Raw genomic sequence first — 20,237 nt, forward strand, 5'->3', positions numbered from 1 at the left:
AAGGCGCCCCCACCGACGGCTGGAAAGCCGCCCTCAACCACCTCGAACTGCTCTACCCCGACCGCCTAGCCGGACACATCAACTAAAACCGATACAACCCGTCCTACACAGAAGAATTGACAGGCCCGGAGGCGCTGCGCGCCGAGGCGCTGTTCGCCCTGGCCGCCGGGGCGCTGCATACCGGGGTCGCCGGCCCGCCGGGCGGGCACTGCACCTGCCCGCGCCACGACCCCACCGACCACCTGGTGCCCGACCCGGGCGCACGCCCAGGCGGCGCGGCCGGCGACGCGGCCGGCGACGCGAAGGACGGGGACGATGACGCCCGGAACCACCCGGACGACCTTGCCGATGCCGATGCCGATGCCGATGCCGATGCCGATGCCGGTGCCGGTGCCGATGCCGATGGCGATGCCGACGCCGGCACGGCCGCGACATCGGACGCCGGCACCGCCCGGGCCGTCTCGCCAGCCGAGGGCGACCCGCCCGAGGCCGGCCCGCCGGCCGGCGCTCCCGCCCCTGCCTCGGCGCGACCGGCCGGCGCCGGACCGGCCGATGGGGGACCGCCCGACGCGGACCCGCCCGACACCGGACCGCCCGACGCCGGGCCGCCCGACGCGGACCCGCCCGACGCCGATCCCCCCGGTGCGAGCACCACAGGTGGTGCGGCCGGCGGACCGGGCGCCGCGGGTCCACCGGGCGGCGCGCCACCGCCGTGGGCGAGACCGGCCGAGGCGGCGCTGCCGCCGCTGCACCTGCTCATGCGCCAGCGCCGCGGGATGCGGCTGGGCGATCCGGGCATCTTCCGCACCGAGGTGCGCGTGAGCGTGCCCATCGACCTGCTCCTCCCACCCGACACGGCAGACGCGGCGGGGCGCAGCGTGCCGGCCGGCCCCGGCGGCGCAGCCCCCGGCACGTCGGCGAGCTCGGCCACCGGCGCAGACGACGCCGGCGGCGGGCCGGTAGCGACGTTCGACCGGCCCCCGCTGGCCCAGGCCCCCGAGCTGGTCGGGTACGGGCCGATCGACCCGGACCTGGCCCGGATCCTGGCCGCCGGCGGGACCTGGCGGCGCCTGGTCACCGACCCGCTCTCCGGCGCCGTCCTCGACATCGGCCGCACCCGCTACCGCCCGCCCGCCGACCTGGCCCGCTGGGTGCGCGAACGCGACCGCACCTGCGTCAGCCCGGGCTGTCCCACCCCGGCCTGGCAGTGCCAGCTCGACCACACCAACCCCTGGTCCCAGGGCGGGACCACGAGCGAGGACAACCTCGGACCGATCTGCACCGGCGACCACCTGCTCAAGACCACCGGGCTCTTCCACGTCCGCCAGCCCACCCCCGGCGTCTTCGCATGGCGCACCCCCTCCGGCCACGCCTACCGCCGCGACATCGACGGCACCACCATCCCCATCCCGCCCGACACCTTCGACCCACCCACGTACTGAGGAAAGGCACCGGAGTGGGGGCTGCCCGGCGCGGGCGAGAAGCGGGCCGTCGACTGTGAGAGTTGCCCCATGTCGCATCCGTTCGGAGCCCAGTTCGCGCTGCAGCGACCGACTTGAGACGATCGTCGCCCACCTGATGGGGACGCCGCTCGCCGCACGAGCACACGTCTCCCAGGCGTGTGGGAGTTCCGCATCTCACGCCCGGAAAGCGTCATGTCAGCACGCCGACCGTTTCGGGCGTCTCGCCCTTGATGCGCAGTCCGTTTTACAGTGGGGCGCTGGTGCTGCGCTTTCGCGCGCCGAGGAAGGAAGACCGATGAGCTACCTGGAGCGCATCCGCCGGCCCGCTGACCTGCGACGGCTCAGCCCGGCCGAGCTGGACGTCCTCGCGAAGGAGATCCGGGACTTCCTGGTGACCGCCGTGGCCCGCACCGGCGGCCACATGGGCCCGAACCTCGGCGTCGTCGAGCTCACCATCGCGCTGCACCGCGTCTTCGACTCCCCGCGCGACCGGGTCGTGTTCGACACCGGGCACCAGGCCTACGTGCACAAGCTCCTCACCGGTCGGCAGGACTTCGGCGACCTGCGCCACCGGGGCGGACTCTCCGGCTACCCCTCCCGCGCCGAGTCCGACCACGACATCGTCGAGAACTCGCACGCCTCCACCGCCCTGAGCTGGGCCGACGGCATCGCCAAGGCGAACCAGCTCCGCGGGCTGGGCGACCGCAGCGTCGTCGCCGTCATCGGCGACGGCGCGCTGACCGGCGGGATGGCGTGGGAGGCGCTCAACAACATCGCGGACGGGCAGGACCGCTCGCTCGTCATCGTCGTCAACGACAACGGCCGCTCCTACGCCCCGACCATCGGCGGCCTCGCCCGCCACCTCGATGCGCTGCGCACCACGCCGCACTACGAGAAGGTCCTCGACTGGGGCAAGCGGACCCTCCAGCGCTCCGGCCCGCCCGGGCGCATGGCGTTCGAGGCCCTGCACGGGATGAAGAAGGGCCTCAAGGACGTCATCGCCCCGCAGGGCCTGTTCGAGGGCCTGGGCATCAAGTACGTCGGGCCGATCGACGGGCACGACATCGGCGAGGTCGAGATGGCGCTGCGCCGGGCCAAGGCCTTCGGCGGGCCGGTGATCGTCCATGCCATCACCCAGAAGGGCCGCGGCTACACGCCCGCCGAGACCGACGTCGTCGACCGCTTCCACGCCGTCGGCGTCATCCACCCCGAGACCGGGCTGCCGGTCGCGCCGTCGCGCTTCGGCTGGACCTCCGTCTTCGCCGAGGAGATTGTCGAGATCGGACGACGGCGCAGCGACGTCGTCGCGCTCACCGCGGCCATGCTCGCACCGGTCGGCCTGGCGCCCTTCGCCGAGGAGTTCCCGGACCGGGTCTTCGACGTCGGCATCGCCGAGCAGCACGCGGTGACCTCGGCCGCCGGCATGGCGTTCGCCGGGCTGCACCCCGTCGTGGCCCTCTACGCCACCTTCCTCAACCGCGGCTACGACCAGCTCCTCATGGACGTCGCCCTGCACCGCGCGGGCGTGACGTTCGTGCTCGACCGCTCCGGCCTGACCGGCGACGACGGCGCCTCCCACAACGGCATGTGGGACATGGCGCTGCTGCGCAGCGTGCCAGGCCTGCGTCTGGCCGCGCCGCGCGACGAGCCGACGCTGCGCGCGGCGCTGCGTGAGGCGGTCGCCGTCGAGGACGGACCGACGGTGGTGCGCTACCCGAAGGGTGCCGTGCCGGACGCGCTGCCGGCAGTGGGCCGCCAGGGCAGCGTCGACGTCCTCGCCAGGCACGGCGGGGTGCCGCGCGTGCTCGTCGTCGGTGTCGGCGTCATGGCGCACACAGCGGTCGAGGTCGGCGGGGCGCTCGACGCCCAGGGCATCGGGTCGACCGTCGTCGACCCCCGCTGGGTGCTGCCGGTGGCGGAGGACCTCGTGGGCCTCGCCCGCCAGCACGACCTCGTCGTCGTCGTCGAGGACGGCCTCGCCAACGCCGGCATCGGGTCCGCGCTGCGCGACGCCCTCGCCGCGGCCGGGGCCGACGTGCCGGTGCGCTGCCACGGCATCCCGCTGCGCTTCCTCGAGCACGCCTCGCGCGCCCAGCTGGTGGAGGAGTTCCACCTGCGCGGCCCGGACATCGCCCGGGAGACCGCGGCTGCCGTGGCGGCGCTGGCGCCCGAGGGACAGGAGCCCGCCGTCCGGCTCCGTCCGACCGGTCGCTGACGCAGGCACGCCCGGCAGAGCAAGAGCACCTCCGCCGGGCTGTCAGCGTGCTCGCGCGCGGCGGAGGGTGTGTCTCCGTGGTGCCCGTCACCTTTCCGCACGCCCGAAGAATGCCCCGGAACTGGTCTGTGAGAGGGGCCACGTACCCCTGCGGTCCAAGGTCCCACGTGTCCGATCCGCCCGGTTCTTAGCGTGGATGTCAGAGGCGGCAAGGGTTGTCGCCTGTGACGAGGAGGCAGCGTGATGGCCACCCTGACGATCGAGCCCGCCGTAGCCGGACCCGCCGAGACCCCCAGCGCGTGGCGCGGATTCACCGAGGGAACCTGGTCCACCGCCATCGACGTGCGTGACTTCATCCAGCGGAACTACACCCCGTACCTGGGCGACGCGAGCTTCCTGGCCGGCCCCACCGAGCGCACCACCGCCGTCTGGAACACCCTCCTGGCGATGTTCCCGGCCGAGCGCGAGAAGGGTGTCTACGACGTCGACGCCACCACCCCCGCCGGCATCACCGCCCACGCGCCGGGCTACATCGACCGCGACCGCGAGCTCATCGTCGGCCTGCAGACCGACGCCCCGCTCAAGCGCGCGATCATGCCCTACGGCGGCTGGCGCATGGTGGAGACCTCGCTGAAGACCTACGGCTACGAGGTCGACCCCGTGGTGAAGGAGATCTTCACCAAGTACCGCAAGACCCACAACCAGGGCGTCTTCGACGTCTACCCGTCGGACGTGCGCAAGGCCCGCAGCGCCCACATCCTCACCGGCCTGCCGGACGCCTACGGCCGCGGCCGCATCATCGGCGACTACCGCCGGGTCGCCCTCTACGGCGTCGACGCCCTCATCGCCGCGAAGAAGGCCGAGCGGGCCGAGCTGGACGGGCAGCGCAGCGTCGAGGACGTCATCCGCGACCGCGAGGAGAACACCGAGCAGATCCGGGCGCTGACCGAGCTCAAGGAGATGGCCGCGTCCTACGGCTACGACATCTCCCGCCCGGCCGCCACCGCCCGCGAGGCCATCCAGTGGCTGTACTTCGCCTACCTCGGCGCGGTGAAGGAGCAGAACGGCGCGGCGATGTCCCTCGGCCGCACCTCGACCTTCCTCGACGTCTACGTCGAGCGCGACCTCGCCGAGGGCCGCCTCACCGAGACCGAGGCGCAGGAGATGATCGACGACTTCGTCATCAAGCTGCGCATCGTGCGCTTCCTGCGCACCCCCGAGTACGACGAGCTCTTCTCCGGCGACCCGACCTGGGTCACCGAGTCCATCGGCGGCGTCGGCCAGGACGGCCGGCCGCTGGTGACCAAGACCTCCTTCCGGATGCTGCAGACGCTGTACAACCTCGGCCCGGCCCCCGAGCCGAACCTCACGGTGCTGTGGAGCGAGGAGCTGCCGGCGGGCTTCAAGCGCTTCTGCTCGCAGGTCTCCATCGACACCTCGGCCATCCAGTACGAGTCCGACCACCTCATCCGCGACGCCTGGGGCGACGACGCCGCCATCGCCTGCTGCGTCTCCCCGATGCGGGTGGGCAAGCAGATGCAGTTCTTCGGCGCCCGGGTCAACCTCGCCAAGGCGCTGCTCTACGCCATCAACGGTGGCCGGGACGAGAACTCCGGCGAGCAGATCGCCCCGGTCAGCGCGCCGGTCACCGGCGAGGTCCTGGACTTCGACGACGTCATGGCTCGCTACGACACCCTGCTCGACTGGCTCGCGCAGACCTACGTGGACGCCCTCAACTGCATCCACTACATGCACGACAAGTACGCCTACGAGCGCCTCGAGATGGCCCTGCACGACAAGGAGGTGCTGCGGACCATGGCCTGCGGCATCGCCGGCCTGTCCGTCGCCGCGGACTCCCTCTCGGCCATCCGCTACGCCACCGTGCGCCCGGTGCGCCGCGAGGACGGCCTCGTCGTCGACTACGAGATCGAGGGCGCCTACCCCGCCTTCGGCAACGACGACGACCGCGTCGACGCCATCGCCACCGACCTGGTCGAGCGGTTCATGGCCAAGATCCGCAAGCTGCCGACCTACCGCAACTCCCTGCACACCCAGTCGGTGCTGACGATCACCTCCAACGTCGTGTACGGCAAGCACACCGGCAACACCCCCGACGGCCGCCGCGCCGGCCAGCCGTTCGCCCCCGGGGCCAACCCGATGAACGGGCGCGACACCCACGGCATGCTCGCCTCGGCCCTGTCGGTGGCCAAGCTGCCCTACGACGAGGCCCAGGACGGCATCTCGCTGACCAACACCGTGGTGCCCACCGGCCTCGGCCGGACCAAGGACGAGCAGGTGACCAACCTCGTCGGTCTCCTCGACGCCTACATGGGCTCGCAGGGCTACCACATGAACGTCAACGTGCTGAACCGGGACACCCTCTACGACGCCATGGAGCACCCCGAGCAGTACCCGCAGCTGACCATCCGCGTCTCCGGCTACGCCGTGAACTTCGTGCGCCTGACCCGCGAGCAGCAGCTCGACGTCGTCTCGCGCACCTTCCACGGCAGCCTCTGACGCCACCGCCGCCGGGCCACCGGCGGCACCGGCCGGCGGCCACGAGCCGCCCCGCCGCCGGCCGGTCCCCACCCCACCCGGTGGGAACCGGCCGGCGACAATCCCCGGCCGGTGAGCCAGAATCGGCACCCCACGCACCGGCCCCGATCCGTCGCGGCCGGGGACCCACCCCGCGACGGCGGACCAGGAGGACGTCATGACCGCCACGTTCGAGCCCCCCACCAGCGGCGTCGTCGCCCCGGACGGCATCAACGGCGAGTACGTGCCCGTCCCGGAGGACGCCGTGCCGCGCGTGCGCCGCTCCGCCGGCACCGCCGGGATCGAGACCGCGCCGGCCATGACGCACGCCGAGCACGTCGCCGCGGTCCGCGCCGGGGACATCGGCTCGATGCACTCGTGGGAGCTCGTCACCGCCGTCGACGGCCCGGGAACCCGGCTGACGGTCTTCCTCGCCGGCTGCCCGCTGCGCTGCCTGTACTGCCACAACCCCGACACGCTGAAGATGAAGGACGGCGAACCGGTCGCCGTCGAGGAGCTGCTCGCCCGGGTGCGGCGCTACCTGCCGGTCTTCCGGGCCACCGGCGGCGGGCTGACCGTCTCCGGCGGCGAGCCCCTCATGCAGCCCGCCTTCCTCGGCCGGCTGCTGCGCGGCGCCAAGGAGATGGGCGTGCACACCACGATCGACACCTCGGGCTTCCTCGGCGCGCACGCCTCGGAGGCGCTCCTCGACGACGTCGACCTCGTCCTCCTCGACATCAAGTCCGGCCTGCCCGAGACCTACACGCGCACCACCGGGCGCGAGCTGCGGCCCACCCTGGACTTCTCCCGCCGCCTGGCCGACCGCGGCACCGAGATGTGGATCCGGTTCGTGCTCGTGCCGGGACTGACCGACGCCCCGGAGAACGTCGCCGCCGTCGCCGACCACGTCGCCACCCTCGCGACCGTCTCCCGGGTGGAGGTCCTGCCGTTCCACAACATGGGCCGCGACAAGTGGCAGCGGCTCGGCATGGCGTACGAGCTGGCCGACACCCCGGCGCCCTCGCCCGAGCTGGTGGAGCGCGTACGCGGGCAGTTCCGCGACCGCGGCCTCACCGTCTACTGAGCGGGGCCGGCCAAGCGGCACCGGGGGCGCCGTCGGCCTACGAATGCGCGGCGGCCCCACCCGTGCCACGCTGCTGCACGGATGGAGAGCTCCGGCGCTGCTCCACGGAGGAGGGCTCCGGCTTCGGCTCGTGGTCGAGGAGGCATCCCGTGGCACAGCACCGCGTCAAGTCCGTCGAGGCATCGCTCCGCGACACGGAGCAGCCCGAACATCGGCTCAGCCGGAACCTCTCCGCGCTGGACCTGACCGTCTTCGGCGTCGGCGTCATCATCGGCACCGGCATCTTCGTTCTCACCGGCGTGGTCGCGAAGACCCAGGCCGGCCCGGCGGTGGCGATCTCGTTCGTCGTCGCCGGCGTGGTGTGCGGCTTCGCCGCGCTCTGCTACGCCGAGTTCGCCTCCACCGTGCCGGTGGCCGGCTCGGCGTACACCTTCTCCTACGCCACGTTCGGCGAGTTCATGGCCTGGATCATCGGCTGGGACCTGGTCCTCGAGCTCGCGCTCGGCGCGGCCACCGTCTCGGTCGGCTGGTCGGGCTACTTCAACCAGCTGCTCGGCGACCTCGGCATCCCCCTGCCCGCGTCCATCGCGGGGGAGACGGCGACGGTGAACATCCCGGCGATGTTCATCGCGCTCCTGATGACCGGGGTCCTCGTGCTCGGCATCAAGCTCTCCTCGCGGGTCACCACCGTCATCGTGGCGATCAAGATCGCCATCGTCCTGCTGGTGATCGTCCTCGGGCTCTTCTACATCAACGCCGCCAACTACCAGCCCTTCGTCCCGCCCGCCCAGCCGGGCACCACGGGGGGCAGCACGCTGACGGCGCCGCTCATCCAGCTCATCGCCGGCTTCACCCCGTCCACCTTCGGGGTCGGCGGCATCTTCGCCGGCGCCGCCATCGTCTTCTTCGCGTTCATCGGCTTCGACATCGTCGCCACGGCGGCCGAGGAGACCAAGAACCCCAAGCGCGACCTGCCGCGCGGCATCATCGCCTCGCTGGCCATCTGCACCCTGCTCTACGTGGCCGTCTCGCTGGTCGTGGTCGGCATGCAGAACTACACCCAGCTCTCGACCGACGCACCGCTCGCCGAGGCCTTCCGCAGCGTCGGCCTGCCGTTCGTCTCCGCGCTGATCTCCGTCGGCGCGCTGGCCGGCCTCACCTCGGTCGTGATGATCCTCATGCTCGGCCAGTCCCGGGTGCTGTTCGCGATGAGCCGCGACCACCTGCTGTCGCCCGGCCTCGGCGCGGTGCATCCCCGCTACCGCACGCCGTACCGGATCACCATCCTCACGGGCGTCATCGTCGCGGTGCTCGGCGGGCTCGTCCCGCTCGGCACGCTGGCCGAGCTCGTCAACATCGGCACGCTGTTCGCGTTCGTGCTCGTCTCGATCGGCGTGATCGTCCTGCGCCGCACCCGCCCGGACCTGCACCGGTCGTTCCGGGTGCCGTGGGTGCCGGTGCTGCCCATCCTGTCCGCCGTGGCCTGCCTGTGGCTCATGCTCAACCTGCCCGCGGAGACGTGGCTGCGGTTCGCCATCTGGATGGCGATCGGCCTGGTTCTCTACTTCGTCTACAGCCGGCAGCACAGCCGGCTCGCACCGGGAGCCGCGGGCGGGGCCGGCGAGGAGCTCCGGCGGACGGCGCCGATGGGCGGCGGCGCGCCGCTGGCGGGCGGCGAGCCGCTCGGCAGGGGCGCCATGCCGCCCGCCGGGGGCGCCATGCCTCCCGCCGGCGGTGGTGGACCACCCGCCGGCGGAGGAGGTCGCGGCGACGAGCCGCGGTAGCCGGGCCGGCAAGCCGCCGGGCGCCGGCCCGCGAGCCCGCTACCGCGGCAGGCTCGCCACGCCCGGCTCGTGGAATCGCCGGCCGAGCACCGCCTCCGACGCCCCGGTCCGGTCGAGGTAGGGCGTCAGCCCGCCGTTGTGCAGCGGCCAGCCGGCCCCCAGCACCATGGCGACGTCAACGTCCTCCGGGCCGGCGACGACGCCGTCGTCCAGCAGCAGTGCGGTCTCCTCCGCCAGGGCGCGGCGCACGCGGTCGAGCAGGCCCTCGGCGTCGAGCGGGCTGGTGACGCGGCGGGCGCCGAACAGCTCACCGATGGTCGGGTCCACCGGTGAGGCCGCGCTGGGCCGGCCGGTGCCGGCGACGAAGGACCGGCCCTCGCGCACCACCCGCGCCAGGCCGGGGGAGTCGGGGTACCGGTCGCCGAGGTCGTGGCGCAGCGTGCGCAGCACGTGCTCGGCGACGGCGGGCCCGACGAGCTGGAGCAGCTGGAAGGGGCCCATGGGCAGCCCCATGGGGACCAGCGCCCGGTCCGCGTCGGCCACGGTGGTGCCCTCTTCCAGCGCGCCCAGCACCTCCCCGAGCAGCCGGACCAGCAGCCGGTTGACCACGAAGCCCGGTGCGTCGGCCACGGCGACGGCGGTCTTGCGGCACGCCTGCGCGACGGCGAAGGCCGTGGCATAGGTGACGTCGTCGGTGCGCTCGGCCCGGACCACCTCCACCAGCGGCATCTGCGCCACCGGGTTGAAGAAGTGCAGGCCCACGACCCGCTCGGGACGGGCCAGGGACGCCGCCATCGCCGAGACCGACAGGGCGGAGGTGTTCGTGGCGAGCACCGTGTCGGGCCGCACCACGGCCTCGAGCTCGGCGAAGACGCGCTGCTTGACCTCCAGCTCCTCGAACACCGCCTCGACGACGAGGTCGGCGCCGGCGAGGTCGGCGACGTCGGTGGTCACGCCGACCAGGTCGCGCAGGTGCTGCGCGCCGGCGTCGGAGATCCGGCCCCGCGCCCGCTGGCGCTCCACCTCGTCGTGCACGGCCGCCAGGCCCCGCCGCGCCCGCTCGTCGTCGAGGTCCCGCATCGTCACGGGCACCCGCAGCGAGCGGGCCAGCAGCAGCGCCAGCTGACCGGCCATGAGGCCCGCGCCGGCGATGACGACGGACCGGATCTCCCGGGACTCCACCCCCTCGGGCCGCCCCGCGGGCCGGCGGGCCCGGTGCCCGAGCAGGTCGAAGGCGTACAGGCTGGCCCGCAGCGCGTCGGTCATGACCAGGTGCACCAGGGCGTCGTCCTCGAGGGCGAAGGACTCCGCGCGCGAGCGCGTCCGGGAGGCGGCCACCGTGCGCAGCGCGTGCTCGGCCGCCGGCGCCCCGCCGGCGGCGCGGGCGTGGACGAAGTCGTGGCGCCGGTCCACCGCGGCGAGCCACTCGGCGTCGTCCGCCGGGTCCGCCGGGTGCGGCCCGGTCGGCCGCTCGACCCGGCGGGCCACCGGCACCTGCCCGTCGACGGCCTGGCGCAGCCACTCCAGCACCGGCCGCGGGAGGGCGCCGGGCCCGCGGGGGAGCAGGACGTCCTCGCCGGCCCCGCCCCCGGCGACCCCGTGGGCGCCGGCGTCGGCCAGCGCGGCGGCGTTGTCGTCGGGCGCGGGCAGGACGACGTCGACGAGCCCGGCGGCCAGCGCCGCGGGGGCGTCGAGCAGCCGGTTGTTGCGCGAGGGGTTGTCGATGATGATCTCGAGCGCCGTCTCCGGCCCCACCAGCCGCGGCAGCAAGGTGCAGCCGCCCCAGCCGGGCAGCAGCCCCAGATAGGTCTCCGGCAGCCCGATGGCGCGCACGTCGTGCGCCGCGGTGCGGTAGTCGCACGCCAGCGCCATCTCCAGCCCGCCGCCGAGGGCGGCGCCGTTGAGGTGGGCGAGGGTCGGCACCGGCAGGTCGGCGATGGCGGCGACCACCTCGTGCCCCAGCCGGGCGAGCCGGCGCGCCTCGGCCTCCGCCCGGGCGGCCCGGATGGCGCGCAGGTCGGCCCCGGCGAGGAAGGTGCGACCGGTGCCGGTGAGGACGACGGCGGCGAGGTGGCCCTCCTCGGCGCGGTCGCGGGCCGCGGCCAGGGCCGCGCGCAGGTTCGTCAGGCCCTGCTCGCCGAGCGTGCAGGGCCGGTCGACGCCGTCCTCCGGTGCGAGGGTGAGGACGAGGACCGTGCCGAGGTCGGTGACCTCGAGGTCGGTGGTGCGGACGGCGGTCACCCGCTCCTGGTAGGGGGCGGCGGCTGCGTGGACCACGGGCACTCCTGGTGGGACGGCGCTGTCGGACCGTCCGGAGCCTACCCCGCCCGCTATGAGGCGCGTCACACGCGGGCGTCGCGGTCGGGGACGCCGCCCCGCTCAGAGCGCGGCGAGCGCCCGCGCCAGCGGACCGGCCGTGAGCGAGACCTGCCACTCGCGCGCCCCCAGCGCGGCCAGACGGTCGCCCGCCTGCGCGGCGGTCGGGCGCGGGCCGGTCTCCCAGGCGAAACGGCGCTGGGTGGCCGGGGCGAGGAGGTTCTCCTGCGGCAGGGCGTGCTCCGCGGCCACGTCGCGCACGGTCTGGCGCACCACCTCCAGCCGCGCGGCGGCCTCGGGGTTCTTCTCGCCCCAGGCGCGCGGCGCGGGCAGCTGGCCCGGCTCGCGGGCGGCGCGGCGGGGCGGCAGCTCGGTGTCCGGCAGCCGGAGCGCCCGGGCGACGGCGGCCCACCAGTACCCCGAGCGCTTGCGCGTGCCCTTGCCGGAGAACTCCCGCAGGCGCACCAGCTGGCCCTCGGTGCGCGGCAGCGCCACGGCGGCGGCCACGATGGCGGCGGCCGGCAGCACCCGGCCGGGGGAGCGGTCGAGCTGCTGGGCGAGCTCCTCGCGCGCCCGCCACAGCTCGCGGGCGACAGCGAGCCCGCGGGCCGACTTCACCGCCTGCAGCGCCGACGTGCGGCGCCAGGGGTCGGTGCGCGGCGGGGCCGGCGGGGCGGTGCGCACGTGCTCGAACTCCTGGCGGGCCCACTCCAGCTTGCCGGCCGCCTCCAGCTGCGCGGTGAGCACCTCGCGCAGTGGCAGGAGCAGCTCGACGTCCAGGGCGGCGTAGCGCAGCCAGGACTCGGGCAGGGGCCGGGTGGACCAGTCCGCCGCGGAGTGCTCCTTGGCGAGCTCGTACCCGAGGTTCTCGGCGACCACCGCCGCCAGGCCCACCCGCTCGCGCCCGAGCAGCCGCGAGGCGAGCTCGGTGTCGAACAGCGCCGCCGGCACCAGGCCGACCTCCCGCAGGCACGGCAGGTCCTGGTCCGCGGCGTGCAGCACCCACTCCTCGGGGGCGAGCACCGCGGCCAGGGCGGACAGGTCCTCGAACGGCACGGGGTCGAGCAGCACGGTGCCCGCGCCCGTCCGGCGCAGCTGGACGAGGTAGGCCCGCTGGCCGTAGCGGTAGCCCGAGGCCCGCTCGGCGTCGACCGCGACCGGCCCGGAGCCGGCGGCCAGCCGGGCGACGGCGTCGGCCAGGGCCGGGGCGGTGTCGGTGACCGGCGGGACGCCCGCGGCCGGCTCGGTCAGCGGGACCGGGGGCAGCGGCGCGGTCGGCGGCAGCTCTGGGGTGAGCGGCTGGGGAGTCTGCGGGTCGTCGGTGAGGGCGGGCACGGCAGCCACGGTACGTCGTGCGCGGGCGGCGGAACCCGCGGCGCCGTCAGCGCCGGCGTGTGAGGGCGGTGACATTCTCGGGCAGCGGCTCGAGCCCTGCGGTGGTGCAGGTGAGTGCGGCCCACGCCTTCAGGTGCGGGCCGAGGTCCGTCGTCGTCGGCGTCCATGAGGCCCGGACCTCGATCTCCACCTGGCCGCCGCGCAGCTCCAGGCCGCCGAAGGTCTCCGAGAGCACCCGGGTCACGGTGCCGGAGAGGTCGTGGTAGCCCGCACCGGCCTCGGTGAGGGCGTCGGTGAGCCAGCTCCAGCCGACCTCGCCGAGCATGGGGTCGGCGCCCATCTCCTCCTCGAGCCGGGCCTTGGCCATGACGATGACCCGGAAGGTCCCGTGCCAGGCCTCCTGGCCCGCCGGGTCGTGCAGGACGACGAAGCGGCCGTGCCCGAGGAACGCGTCGGGATCCATGGTCCGCGGCGCGGCGTTGACCTCCGCCGTCAGCGCCAGGGCGTAGGGCGCGATGCGGGAGGGCGCCGGGACCTCCTCGAGGTGGATCTCGGGGCGCATGCGATGGCCGCGCAGGCTCAGCAGCGCGTCCTGGAAGTCCGGTGGTGCCACCGGGGCGTCTTCCTTCACGCCTCCAGGCTAGGTGGGTGCACGCGCGGGTGGGAGAGGCGCGCCGGGTGGGTGCGTGGTATGGACCGGCGCGGCGGCGCCGAGCCGCACGGGTGGCGGGGAAACGGGCGGGTGAACAGGCTCACGGACGGGTCCGTCCGGTGTCCTGACTACACTGACCCGGACCGCAGGGGGACCCGGAATGCTGCCCCCTGGACCGCAGGGGAGCCGTGCTCCCGAGGCGCAGGAGGAACCGCACGCACATGACATCGCCGCTCACGCCGGTCATCCTGGGCACCGACATCGGCGTGTACTCGATGGCGCGGTCCTTCCACGAGGCGTACGGGGTGCGCTCCACCGTGGTCAGCGAGGGCCCGCGCGGCCCCATCGACCACTCCTCGATCATCGAGAACGTCTACATGGGCCCCGGCGCCGACGACGACCGCCTGCTCGCCACGCTCGACACCATCGCCGCCCGCCGCCCCGGCGCCAAGCCCGTGCTCATGGTCAACGTCGAGCACCACATCGACCTCGTGCGCCGCGAGCGGGCCTGGCTGGAGGACCGCTTCGTCGTCCCCACCCCGCCGGACGCCGTCATCGAGCGGGTGGGGGACAAGGGCGTGCTCGACCGCGTGCTGCGCGCCCAGGGCGTGGCCAGCCCTGCCCACGTCGCGGTGGACGTGCCCGGCACCGACCGCGCCGCCTGGCCGGCGCTGCTCGCCGAGCTGACCTTCCCCGTCGTCGTCAAGCCGGCGACGTCGGGGGAGTACGAGGTGCTGCAGTTCCCCGGCCGCAAGAAGGTCTACGCCGCGCAGACGCTCGCGGAGGTCCTCGACATCCTCGCCGCCGTCAAGCAGGCCGGCTTCGGCGGGGAGATGCTCGTCCAGGAGCTCGTGCCCGGCGACGACACCTACAACCGCGTCGTCAACGCCTACGTCGACTCGCGCGGGCAGATGACGATGGCGGCAACGGGCCAGGTGCTCCTGGGCCTGCACCAGCCGGCGTTCCTCGGCAACGCCGCGATCACCCTGGTCGAGTACGACGCCGAGCTCGTCGAGACGGTCCGGCGTGTGCTCGCCGCCGTGGACTACCGCGGCTACGCCAGCGTCGACCTCAAGATCGACCCGCGCGACGGCGTCCCCCGCCTGCTCGACATCAACCCGCGCATCGGCCGGTCGAACTACTACATCAACGTCGGCGGGGCGAACCCGGTGCGGGTCATGGTCGAGGACCTCGTCCACGGCCGCGCGCACACCCCCGAGCTGGCCACCGAGACGGGCGTGTTCCACTACGTGCCCACCGCGGTGCTCCCGCGCTACCTCACCGACCCGGCGCTGAAGGCGAAGGTGCGCGGCGTGCTGCGCCGTCGTCGCGCCGTGCACCCGTTGGCCTACCCCGCCGACCGCAACCCGCGCCGCTCGCTGTACCGCCTGCTGCACGGCATCAACCAGGTGCGCGCGCTGCGCACCTACTACCCCCGGCCCACCGCCACCGGCTTCTGACCGGCCGGGGCCATCGACCTGCCGGCCCGCGGGCCGGCGCGTGAGGAGACCCATGACCGTCACGGTCCGCCCCCTGGACGACGCCACGTACCTGAGCCTGGCCGACGGCGCGACGGTGCCGCTGGAGCAGGCGCCGGCGTGGGACGCGTTCGACCGGGCCGTGCCCGGGCGCACCCCGTGGCGGCGGCTGGGGTTCTTCGACGGCGACGACGCCGTCGCGCTCGTCGCCCTCACCGAGATGCGCGGCCGGGGCTTCCGGTACCTGTGGGCCAAGCACGGGCCGGTCTGGCTGGCCGAGGCGACGGCGGAGCGCGAGCGGGCCGTGCGCGAGGCCCTCGTGGCCGCGGTGCGCCGCGTCGACCGGGGGCTGGTGTTCGTGCGCCTGCACGCGCGGCACCGCGCGCCGGAGCTGCGCGAGCTGCTCCAGACGGTCACCTACGACCGCACGGTCGTCCTCGACCTGCGCCCGGAGGAGGAGGAGATCCTCGCCGGGATGAAGAAGCGTGGGCGCCGCGACGTCCGCAAGGCGCTGCGCGACGAGACCATGGTCGCCGGCGAGGAGACCGGGCTGACCCGCGAGCAGTTCCACGAGCTCTACCAGCTGCTCGTCGAGACCGGCGGGCGCGACGGCTTCGGCATCTCCCCGGAGGACGTCTACTGGACGATGCTCACCACCCTCGGGCCCGAGCACTGCCGCCTGTTCGTCACCCGCCGCGAGGGCCGGGCGCTGGCCTGGGGGCTGGTCACCGTCAACGGCGCGTTCGCCACCTACTACTACGCCGCCTCCAACGCCGAGGGCCGGCGCTCGGGCGCCGCCGACCTGCTGGTCTGGCACATGGCCACCGCGCTGCGCGCCACGGGCGTGCGGACCTTCGACCTCATGGGCGTCGACTCCGACCGCGCCCCGCAGCTGCGCGGCGTGCGCGACTTCAAGACGAAGTTCTCCGAGGAGATCGTCGAGGTCGACGGCGCCTGGGACGTGCCCGTGCACCGCGCCTGGTACGGCGCGCTCGTCGCGGCGCTCGCCGCCAAGCGGGCCGCCGTGCGCGCGGCCCGCGAGCTGCCGGGCCGGGCCCGGGGCCTGCTGCGGCGCGGGGGAGCGGCGCGGGCAGCCGACGCCGAGGCCTGAGGGCGGCGAGCCGGCGGATCTGCGGGCGCCCTGGGCCTGCGGGCCGCCGTCGCCCTTCGCGCTGAACCAGCGGGGCTGCGTCGAGCCAGCGGGGCACGCCCCACTGCCCCGGCGCAGGCCCGCTCTCTCACTCACGGGCCCACGAGCTGGAGGCCGGAGGGTGCTGGCTGGGTCCGGAGCGTGCTGGATCGCTGCGGCGGGTCGGGCGGTTCGGCGGGCCCACGTCCCTGGCGACGTCGGCCGCGCGGCCGGCGTCCATCAACGGACCAGGACCGTCCGGGGAATCGCGCCACACTTTAAATACGGCACGTGACGCTTGCGTATATGTCTGTTAGGTTCACCTTCGTTAGGTCAGCCTTCCTTGATCACACCTGGAGTCCTCGTGCGTCTGACCACGCGCCGCGGCACGGTTGCCGCCCTCACCGCCTCGCTCGCCCTGGCCCTCGCCGCCTGTTCCTCGTCCTCCACGGCCGACGGCGGCGCCACGGCGGACGGCGGGTCGGACGGCGGGACGGTCACCGTCGAGCACGCCCAGGGCAGCACCGAGGTCCCCGCCGACCCCCAGCGCGTGGTCGTGCTCGACTTCGGGGCGCTGGACACCCTCGACGCCCTCGGCCTGGACGACCAGGTGGTGGGCGTGCCGCAGTCCTCCCCGGTCCCGGACTTCCTCAGCGACTACAAGGGCGAGAAGTACACCGACGTGGGCACCCTGCAGGAGCCGGACCTCGAGGCCCTGGCCCGGCTCGACCCCGACCTCGTCATCGTGGGGTTCCGGTCCGCGGCCGCCTACCCCGAGCTGTCGAAGACCTTCCCGACGGTCGACATCACCTTCCCCTACACGAGCTTCCTCGACTCCTTCGGCGAGAGCGCCCAGATCCTCGGGCAGATCTTCCACAAGGAGGACGAGGTCGAGGCCAAGCTGGCTGAGATCGACGCCAAGGCCGCGGAGGTCAAGACGCAGGGCGAGGCGGCCGGCACCGGCATGGTCGTGTCCACCTCCGGCGGCGAGGTCACCATGTACGGCGAGGACTCCCGCTTCGGGCTCATCTTCACCGAGCTGGGCATGACCGACGCCGTCCAGGGCGTGGAGAACACCCCGCACGGCGAGGTCGTCTCCTTCGAGGCCATCCGCGACGCCAACCCGGACTGGCTCTTCGTCAACGACCGCGACGCGGCCATCGGCCAGGGCGACGCCAAGCCCGCCGAGCAGGTGCTCGACAACGAGCTCGTCGCCGCCACCACCGCGTGGAAGCAGGAGCAGGTCGTCTACCTCGACCCGCAGCGCTGGTACATCGCCCAGCACGGCCTCAACAACGTCGCGGCCATGCTCGACGAGGTCGGCCAGGCCCTGGCGCGATGAGCGCCGTGCACCGCGACACCAGCCTCCGGGGCGGCCGTCCGGCCGCCCCGGGGGCCGTCGCCACGGCCGGCAACCGGATCCGCACCGCCGCGGCGGACGGCCCCGCGCCGCGCGCCGTCGCCCTTCCGTCCGCGGACGCGGCGGGGGCGGACCTCGTCGCGCGCACCACCCGCCGCCGGCGCCTCGCCGTCGCCGCCGCCCTGCTCGGCGTGGCCCTGCTCGCCGGGGTGTCGCTGTTCGTCGGCGTGTCCCAGCTGTCCGTCGGCGACGTCCTCTCCGGCCGGCTCACCGAGGCCCAGGCCCAGACGCTGCTGGCCTCCCGGGTGCCGCGGACGGTGGCGATCCTGCTGGCCGGGTCGGCGATGGCCATCGCCGGGCTGGTCATGCAGCTGCTCGTGCGCAACAAGTTCGTCGAGCCCTCGACGGCCGGCACCACCGAGTCGGCCGGGCTCGGGCTGATCACCGTGACCCTGCTGGCCCCGGGCCTGCCGCTGGCCGGGAAGATGGGCATGGCCGCGGTCTTCGCCCTGGCCGGGACGGTGCTGTTCCTGCGCGTGCTGCGCGCCATCCCGCTGCGCTCAGCGGTCGTCGTGCCGCTGGTCGGCATGATGCTCTCGGGGATCGTGGGGGCGGCGAGCACGTTCATCGCCTACCGCTTCTACATGCTGCACACCCTCTCGTCCTGGATGACCGGGGACTTCTCCGGCGTCGTGCGCGGGCGCTACGAGCTGCTGTGGGTGGTGGCGGCGTGCACCGTCGTCGCCTACCTGGCGGCCAACCGGTTCACCGTGGCCGGGCTGGGCGAGGAGTTCACCACCAACCTGGGGCTGAACTACCGCCGCGTGCTGGCGCTGGGCCTGTCCATCGTGGCGGTCACCTCCGCGGTGGTCGTCGTCGTGGTCGGCGGGCTGCCGTTCCTCGGCCTGGTGGTGCCCAACGTCGTCTCGCTGGCGATGGGGGACTACCTGCGCCGCTCGCTGCCGTGGGTGGCCATCCTCGGCGCGGCGTTCGTGCTGGTCTGCGACATCGTCGGGCGCCTGGTCATCTACCCGGCCGAGATCCCCATCGGCGTCGTCGTCGGCGTCGTCGGGGCCGCCGTCTTCCTCTTCCTGCTCCTGCGGAGGCCCGCCGGTGCCCGCTGACACCCTGCCCGTGACCGCAGGCGCGCCCGCGGCGGACGGCGCCCGGCGCGCCCTGACGCCCGCGGTGCGCCTGGTGCTCCTGGCCACCGCCGTGGTGGTGGCCGGCGCCGCGTTCCTCACCGTGGGCGCCCTGGACGCCTTCGAGCTGCTCGCGCCGCTGCGCCTGGCCCGCCTGGCGCCGATGGTCATCGTCGGCGCCGCGGTGGCGGTCTCGACCGTGCTGTTCCAGACGGTCACCGAGAACCGCATCCTCACGCCGTCGATCATGGGCTTCGACGCCCTCTACGCCCTCATCCAGACCGCCGCCGTCTTCGTGCTGGGCTCGACGGCGGTGATCGCCACCGCACCCGTGGCCCGCTTCGGCGTCGAGGTCGCGGCGATGCTCGTGCTGTCCATGCTGCTGTTCCGGTGGCTGTTCGGCGGGCCGCGCCGGTCCCTGTACCTCATGGTGCTCGTCGGCATCGTGTTCGGGACGCTGTTCCGCTCCCTGGCCACGTTCCTGCAGCGGGTGATCGACCCCAACGAGTACCTCATCGTCCAGGACCGGCTCTTCGCCTCCTTCAGCGCCGTGGACCCGGGCCTGCTGGCGGTGTGCGCCGTCGTCGTCGTGGCGGTCTTCGCCTGGGTCTGGAGCGCCCGGCGCGACCTCGACGTCGTCGCCCTCGGCCAGCCCACCGCCACCGCGCTGGGCGTGGACCACCGGACGCTGGTGCTCAAGGTGCTGGCCGCCTGCGCGCTGCTCGTCTCCGTCTCCACGGCCCTGGTCGGCCCGATCACGTTCTTCGGCCTGCTCGTGGCGAACCTGGCCTATCTCGTCATGGGCACGCACCGGCACACCTACCTGCTGCCCGGCGCCGCCCTGCTCGGTGTGATCACCCTCGTGGGCGGGCAGAGCATCCTCGAGCACGTGTTCGGGATGGACACCGTGCTCTCCGTCATCGTCGAGTTCGTCGGAGGGATCGTCTTCATCATGCTGCTCATCCGGGGAGGCAAGCGGTGATCGAGGTCCAGCAGCTCACCAAGGCCTACGGGTCCACCGTCGTCGTCGACGACGTGTCCCTCACCCTGCCCACCGGTGGCGTGACGTCGATCATCGGCGCCAACGGGGCCGGCAAGTCCACCCTGCTGTCGATCATCGCCCGCCTGCTGGGCGCCGACGCCGGCACGGTGCGGGTGGACGGCCTCGACGTCGCCCAGGCGCCCAGCGAGGAGCTGGCCAAGCGGCTGTCCATCCTGCGCCAGGACAACCACCTCGCCGTGCGCCTGACGGTGCAGGACCTCGTCGCCTTCGGCCGCTACCCGCACACCAAGGGCCGGCTCACGGTCGAGGACCGGCGCAAGATCGCCGGCGCGATGGACTACCTGGGCCTGTCCGGCCTGGCCGGGCGCTACCTCGACGAGCTCTCCGGCGGGCAGCGCCAGCGGGCCTTCGTGGCCATGGTGCTGTGCCAGGACACCGACTACGTCCTGCTCGACGAGCCGCTGAACAACCTCGACATGAAGCACTCCGTCGGGATGATGCAGCTGCTGCGGCGCACCGCCGACGAGCTGGGCAAGACGGTCGTCGTCGTCGTCCACGACATCAACTTCGCCTCCTGCTACTCCGACCACATCGTGGCGATGAAGGACGGCAAGGTGCTGTGCCAGGGCAGCCCCGAGGAGATCATCGACACCGCCTGCCTGCGCGACGTCTACGACATGGACGTCGCCGTCGAGGTCATCGGCGGGCGGCGCATCGGGGTGTACTACGGCTGAGCCGTCC

Annotated in this window: 14 protein-coding genes; 11 read left to right on the forward strand and 3 right to left on the reverse strand. The window is 73.8% G+C overall.

The features are described from left to right. The first annotated feature begins 116 nt into the window (after positions 1-116). The 5 genes from GD970_RS22355 to GD970_RS18880 all read left to right on the forward strand — a co-directional run bounded on the left by GD970_RS22355 (position 117) and on the right by GD970_RS18880 (position 9,081). Entirely contained in the window at positions 117-1,442 is a 1,326-nt protein-coding gene (locus tag GD970_RS22355) for an HNH endonuclease signature motif containing protein (RefSeq protein WP_226925465.1), read from the forward strand. A 316-nt stretch (positions 1,443-1,758) separates the two neighbouring features. Further along, entirely contained in the window at positions 1,759-3,678 is a 1,920-nt protein-coding gene (gene dxs, locus GD970_RS18865) for a 1-deoxy-D-xylulose-5-phosphate synthase (RefSeq protein ID WP_152204449.1), read from the forward strand. 243 nt (positions 3,679-3,921) lie between these two features. Continuing rightward, positions 3,922-6,195 (forward strand): formate C-acetyltransferase, encoded by a 2,274-nt coding sequence (pflB, locus tag GD970_RS18870; protein WP_152204461.1) that lies wholly within the window; start codon positions 3,922-3,924, stop codon positions 6,193-6,195. A 196-nt stretch (positions 6,196-6,391) separates the two neighbouring features. Further along, positions 6,392-7,297 (forward strand): pyruvate formate-lyase-activating protein, encoded by a 906-nt coding sequence (gene pflA / locus GD970_RS18875; RefSeq protein WP_152204450.1) that lies wholly within the window; start codon positions 6,392-6,394, stop codon positions 7,295-7,297. A 149-nt stretch (positions 7,298-7,446) separates the two neighbouring features. After that, complete coding sequence (locus GD970_RS18880) at positions 7,447-9,081, forward strand: amino acid permease (protein ID WP_152204451.1); 1,635 nt, start codon at positions 7,447-7,449, stop codon at positions 9,079-9,081. A gap of 39 nt (positions 9,082-9,120) precedes the next feature. Here the strand turns inward: GD970_RS18880 and GD970_RS22530 are convergent, their stop codons facing one another. The 3 genes from GD970_RS22530 to GD970_RS18895 form a co-directional block, all read right to left on the reverse strand. After that, complete coding sequence (locus tag GD970_RS22530) at positions 9,121-11,358, reverse strand: 3-hydroxyacyl-CoA dehydrogenase NAD-binding domain-containing protein (RefSeq protein WP_170297329.1); 2,238 nt, start codon at positions 11,356-11,358, stop codon at positions 9,121-9,123. Positions 11,359-11,460: 102 nt separating this feature from the next. Then, on the reverse strand, positions 11,461-12,732 hold the full coding sequence (locus tag GD970_RS18890; RefSeq protein ID WP_226925466.1) for an HRDC domain-containing protein: 1,272 nt from the start codon (positions 12,730-12,732) through the stop codon (positions 11,461-11,463). 46 nt (positions 12,733-12,778) lie between these two features. Then, positions 12,779-13,363, reverse strand: coding sequence for a DUF3000 domain-containing protein (locus GD970_RS18895; protein WP_226925467.1), 585 nt, complete (start codon positions 13,361-13,363; stop codon positions 12,779-12,781). Positions 13,364-13,605: 242 nt separating this feature from the next. Between GD970_RS18895 and GD970_RS18900 the strand changes: the two genes are divergently transcribed. The 6 genes from GD970_RS18900 (at position 13,606) to GD970_RS18925 (ending at position 20,230) form a co-directional block, all read left to right on the forward strand. Further along, the gene (locus tag GD970_RS18900) at positions 13,606-14,844 is read left to right on the forward strand and encodes a carboxylate--amine ligase (protein WP_152204454.1); all 1,239 of its coding nucleotides are present in this window, start codon (positions 13,606-13,608) and stop codon (positions 14,842-14,844) included. Between the two features lie 52 nt (positions 14,845-14,896). Beyond that, positions 14,897-15,973, forward strand: a complete 1,077-nt coding sequence (locus tag GD970_RS18905; protein ID WP_152204455.1) for a lipid II:glycine glycyltransferase FemX — start codon at positions 14,897-14,899, stop codon at positions 15,971-15,973. Positions 15,974-16,355: 382 nt separating this feature from the next. Beyond that, complete coding sequence (locus GD970_RS18910) at positions 16,356-17,333, forward strand: siderophore ABC transporter substrate-binding protein (RefSeq protein WP_211489997.1); 978 nt, start codon at positions 16,356-16,358, stop codon at positions 17,331-17,333. Continuing rightward, complete coding sequence (locus GD970_RS18915; protein ID WP_152204456.1) at positions 17,330-18,475, forward strand: ABC transporter permease; 1,146 nt, start codon at positions 17,330-17,332, stop codon at positions 18,473-18,475. The genes GD970_RS18910 and GD970_RS18915 overlap by 4 nt, the downstream gene beginning before the upstream one ends. Further along, entirely contained in the window at positions 18,465-19,475 is a 1,011-nt protein-coding gene (locus tag GD970_RS18920; RefSeq protein WP_226925468.1) for an iron chelate uptake ABC transporter family permease subunit, read from the forward strand. The genes GD970_RS18915 and GD970_RS18920 overlap by 11 nt, the downstream gene beginning before the upstream one ends. Continuing rightward, entirely contained in the window at positions 19,472-20,230 is a 759-nt protein-coding gene (locus GD970_RS18925; protein WP_152204457.1) for an iron ABC transporter ATP-binding protein, read from the forward strand. Before GD970_RS18920 ends, GD970_RS18925 begins: the two co-directional genes overlap by 4 nt. The last annotated feature ends 7 nt before the right edge of the window (positions 20,231-20,237 follow it).

It is taken from the genome of Georgenia thermotolerans, from assembly GCF_009193185.1.
In the GTDB taxonomy this organism is placed as follows: Bacteria; Actinomycetota; Actinomycetes; order Actinomycetales; family Actinomycetaceae; genus Georgenia; species Georgenia thermotolerans.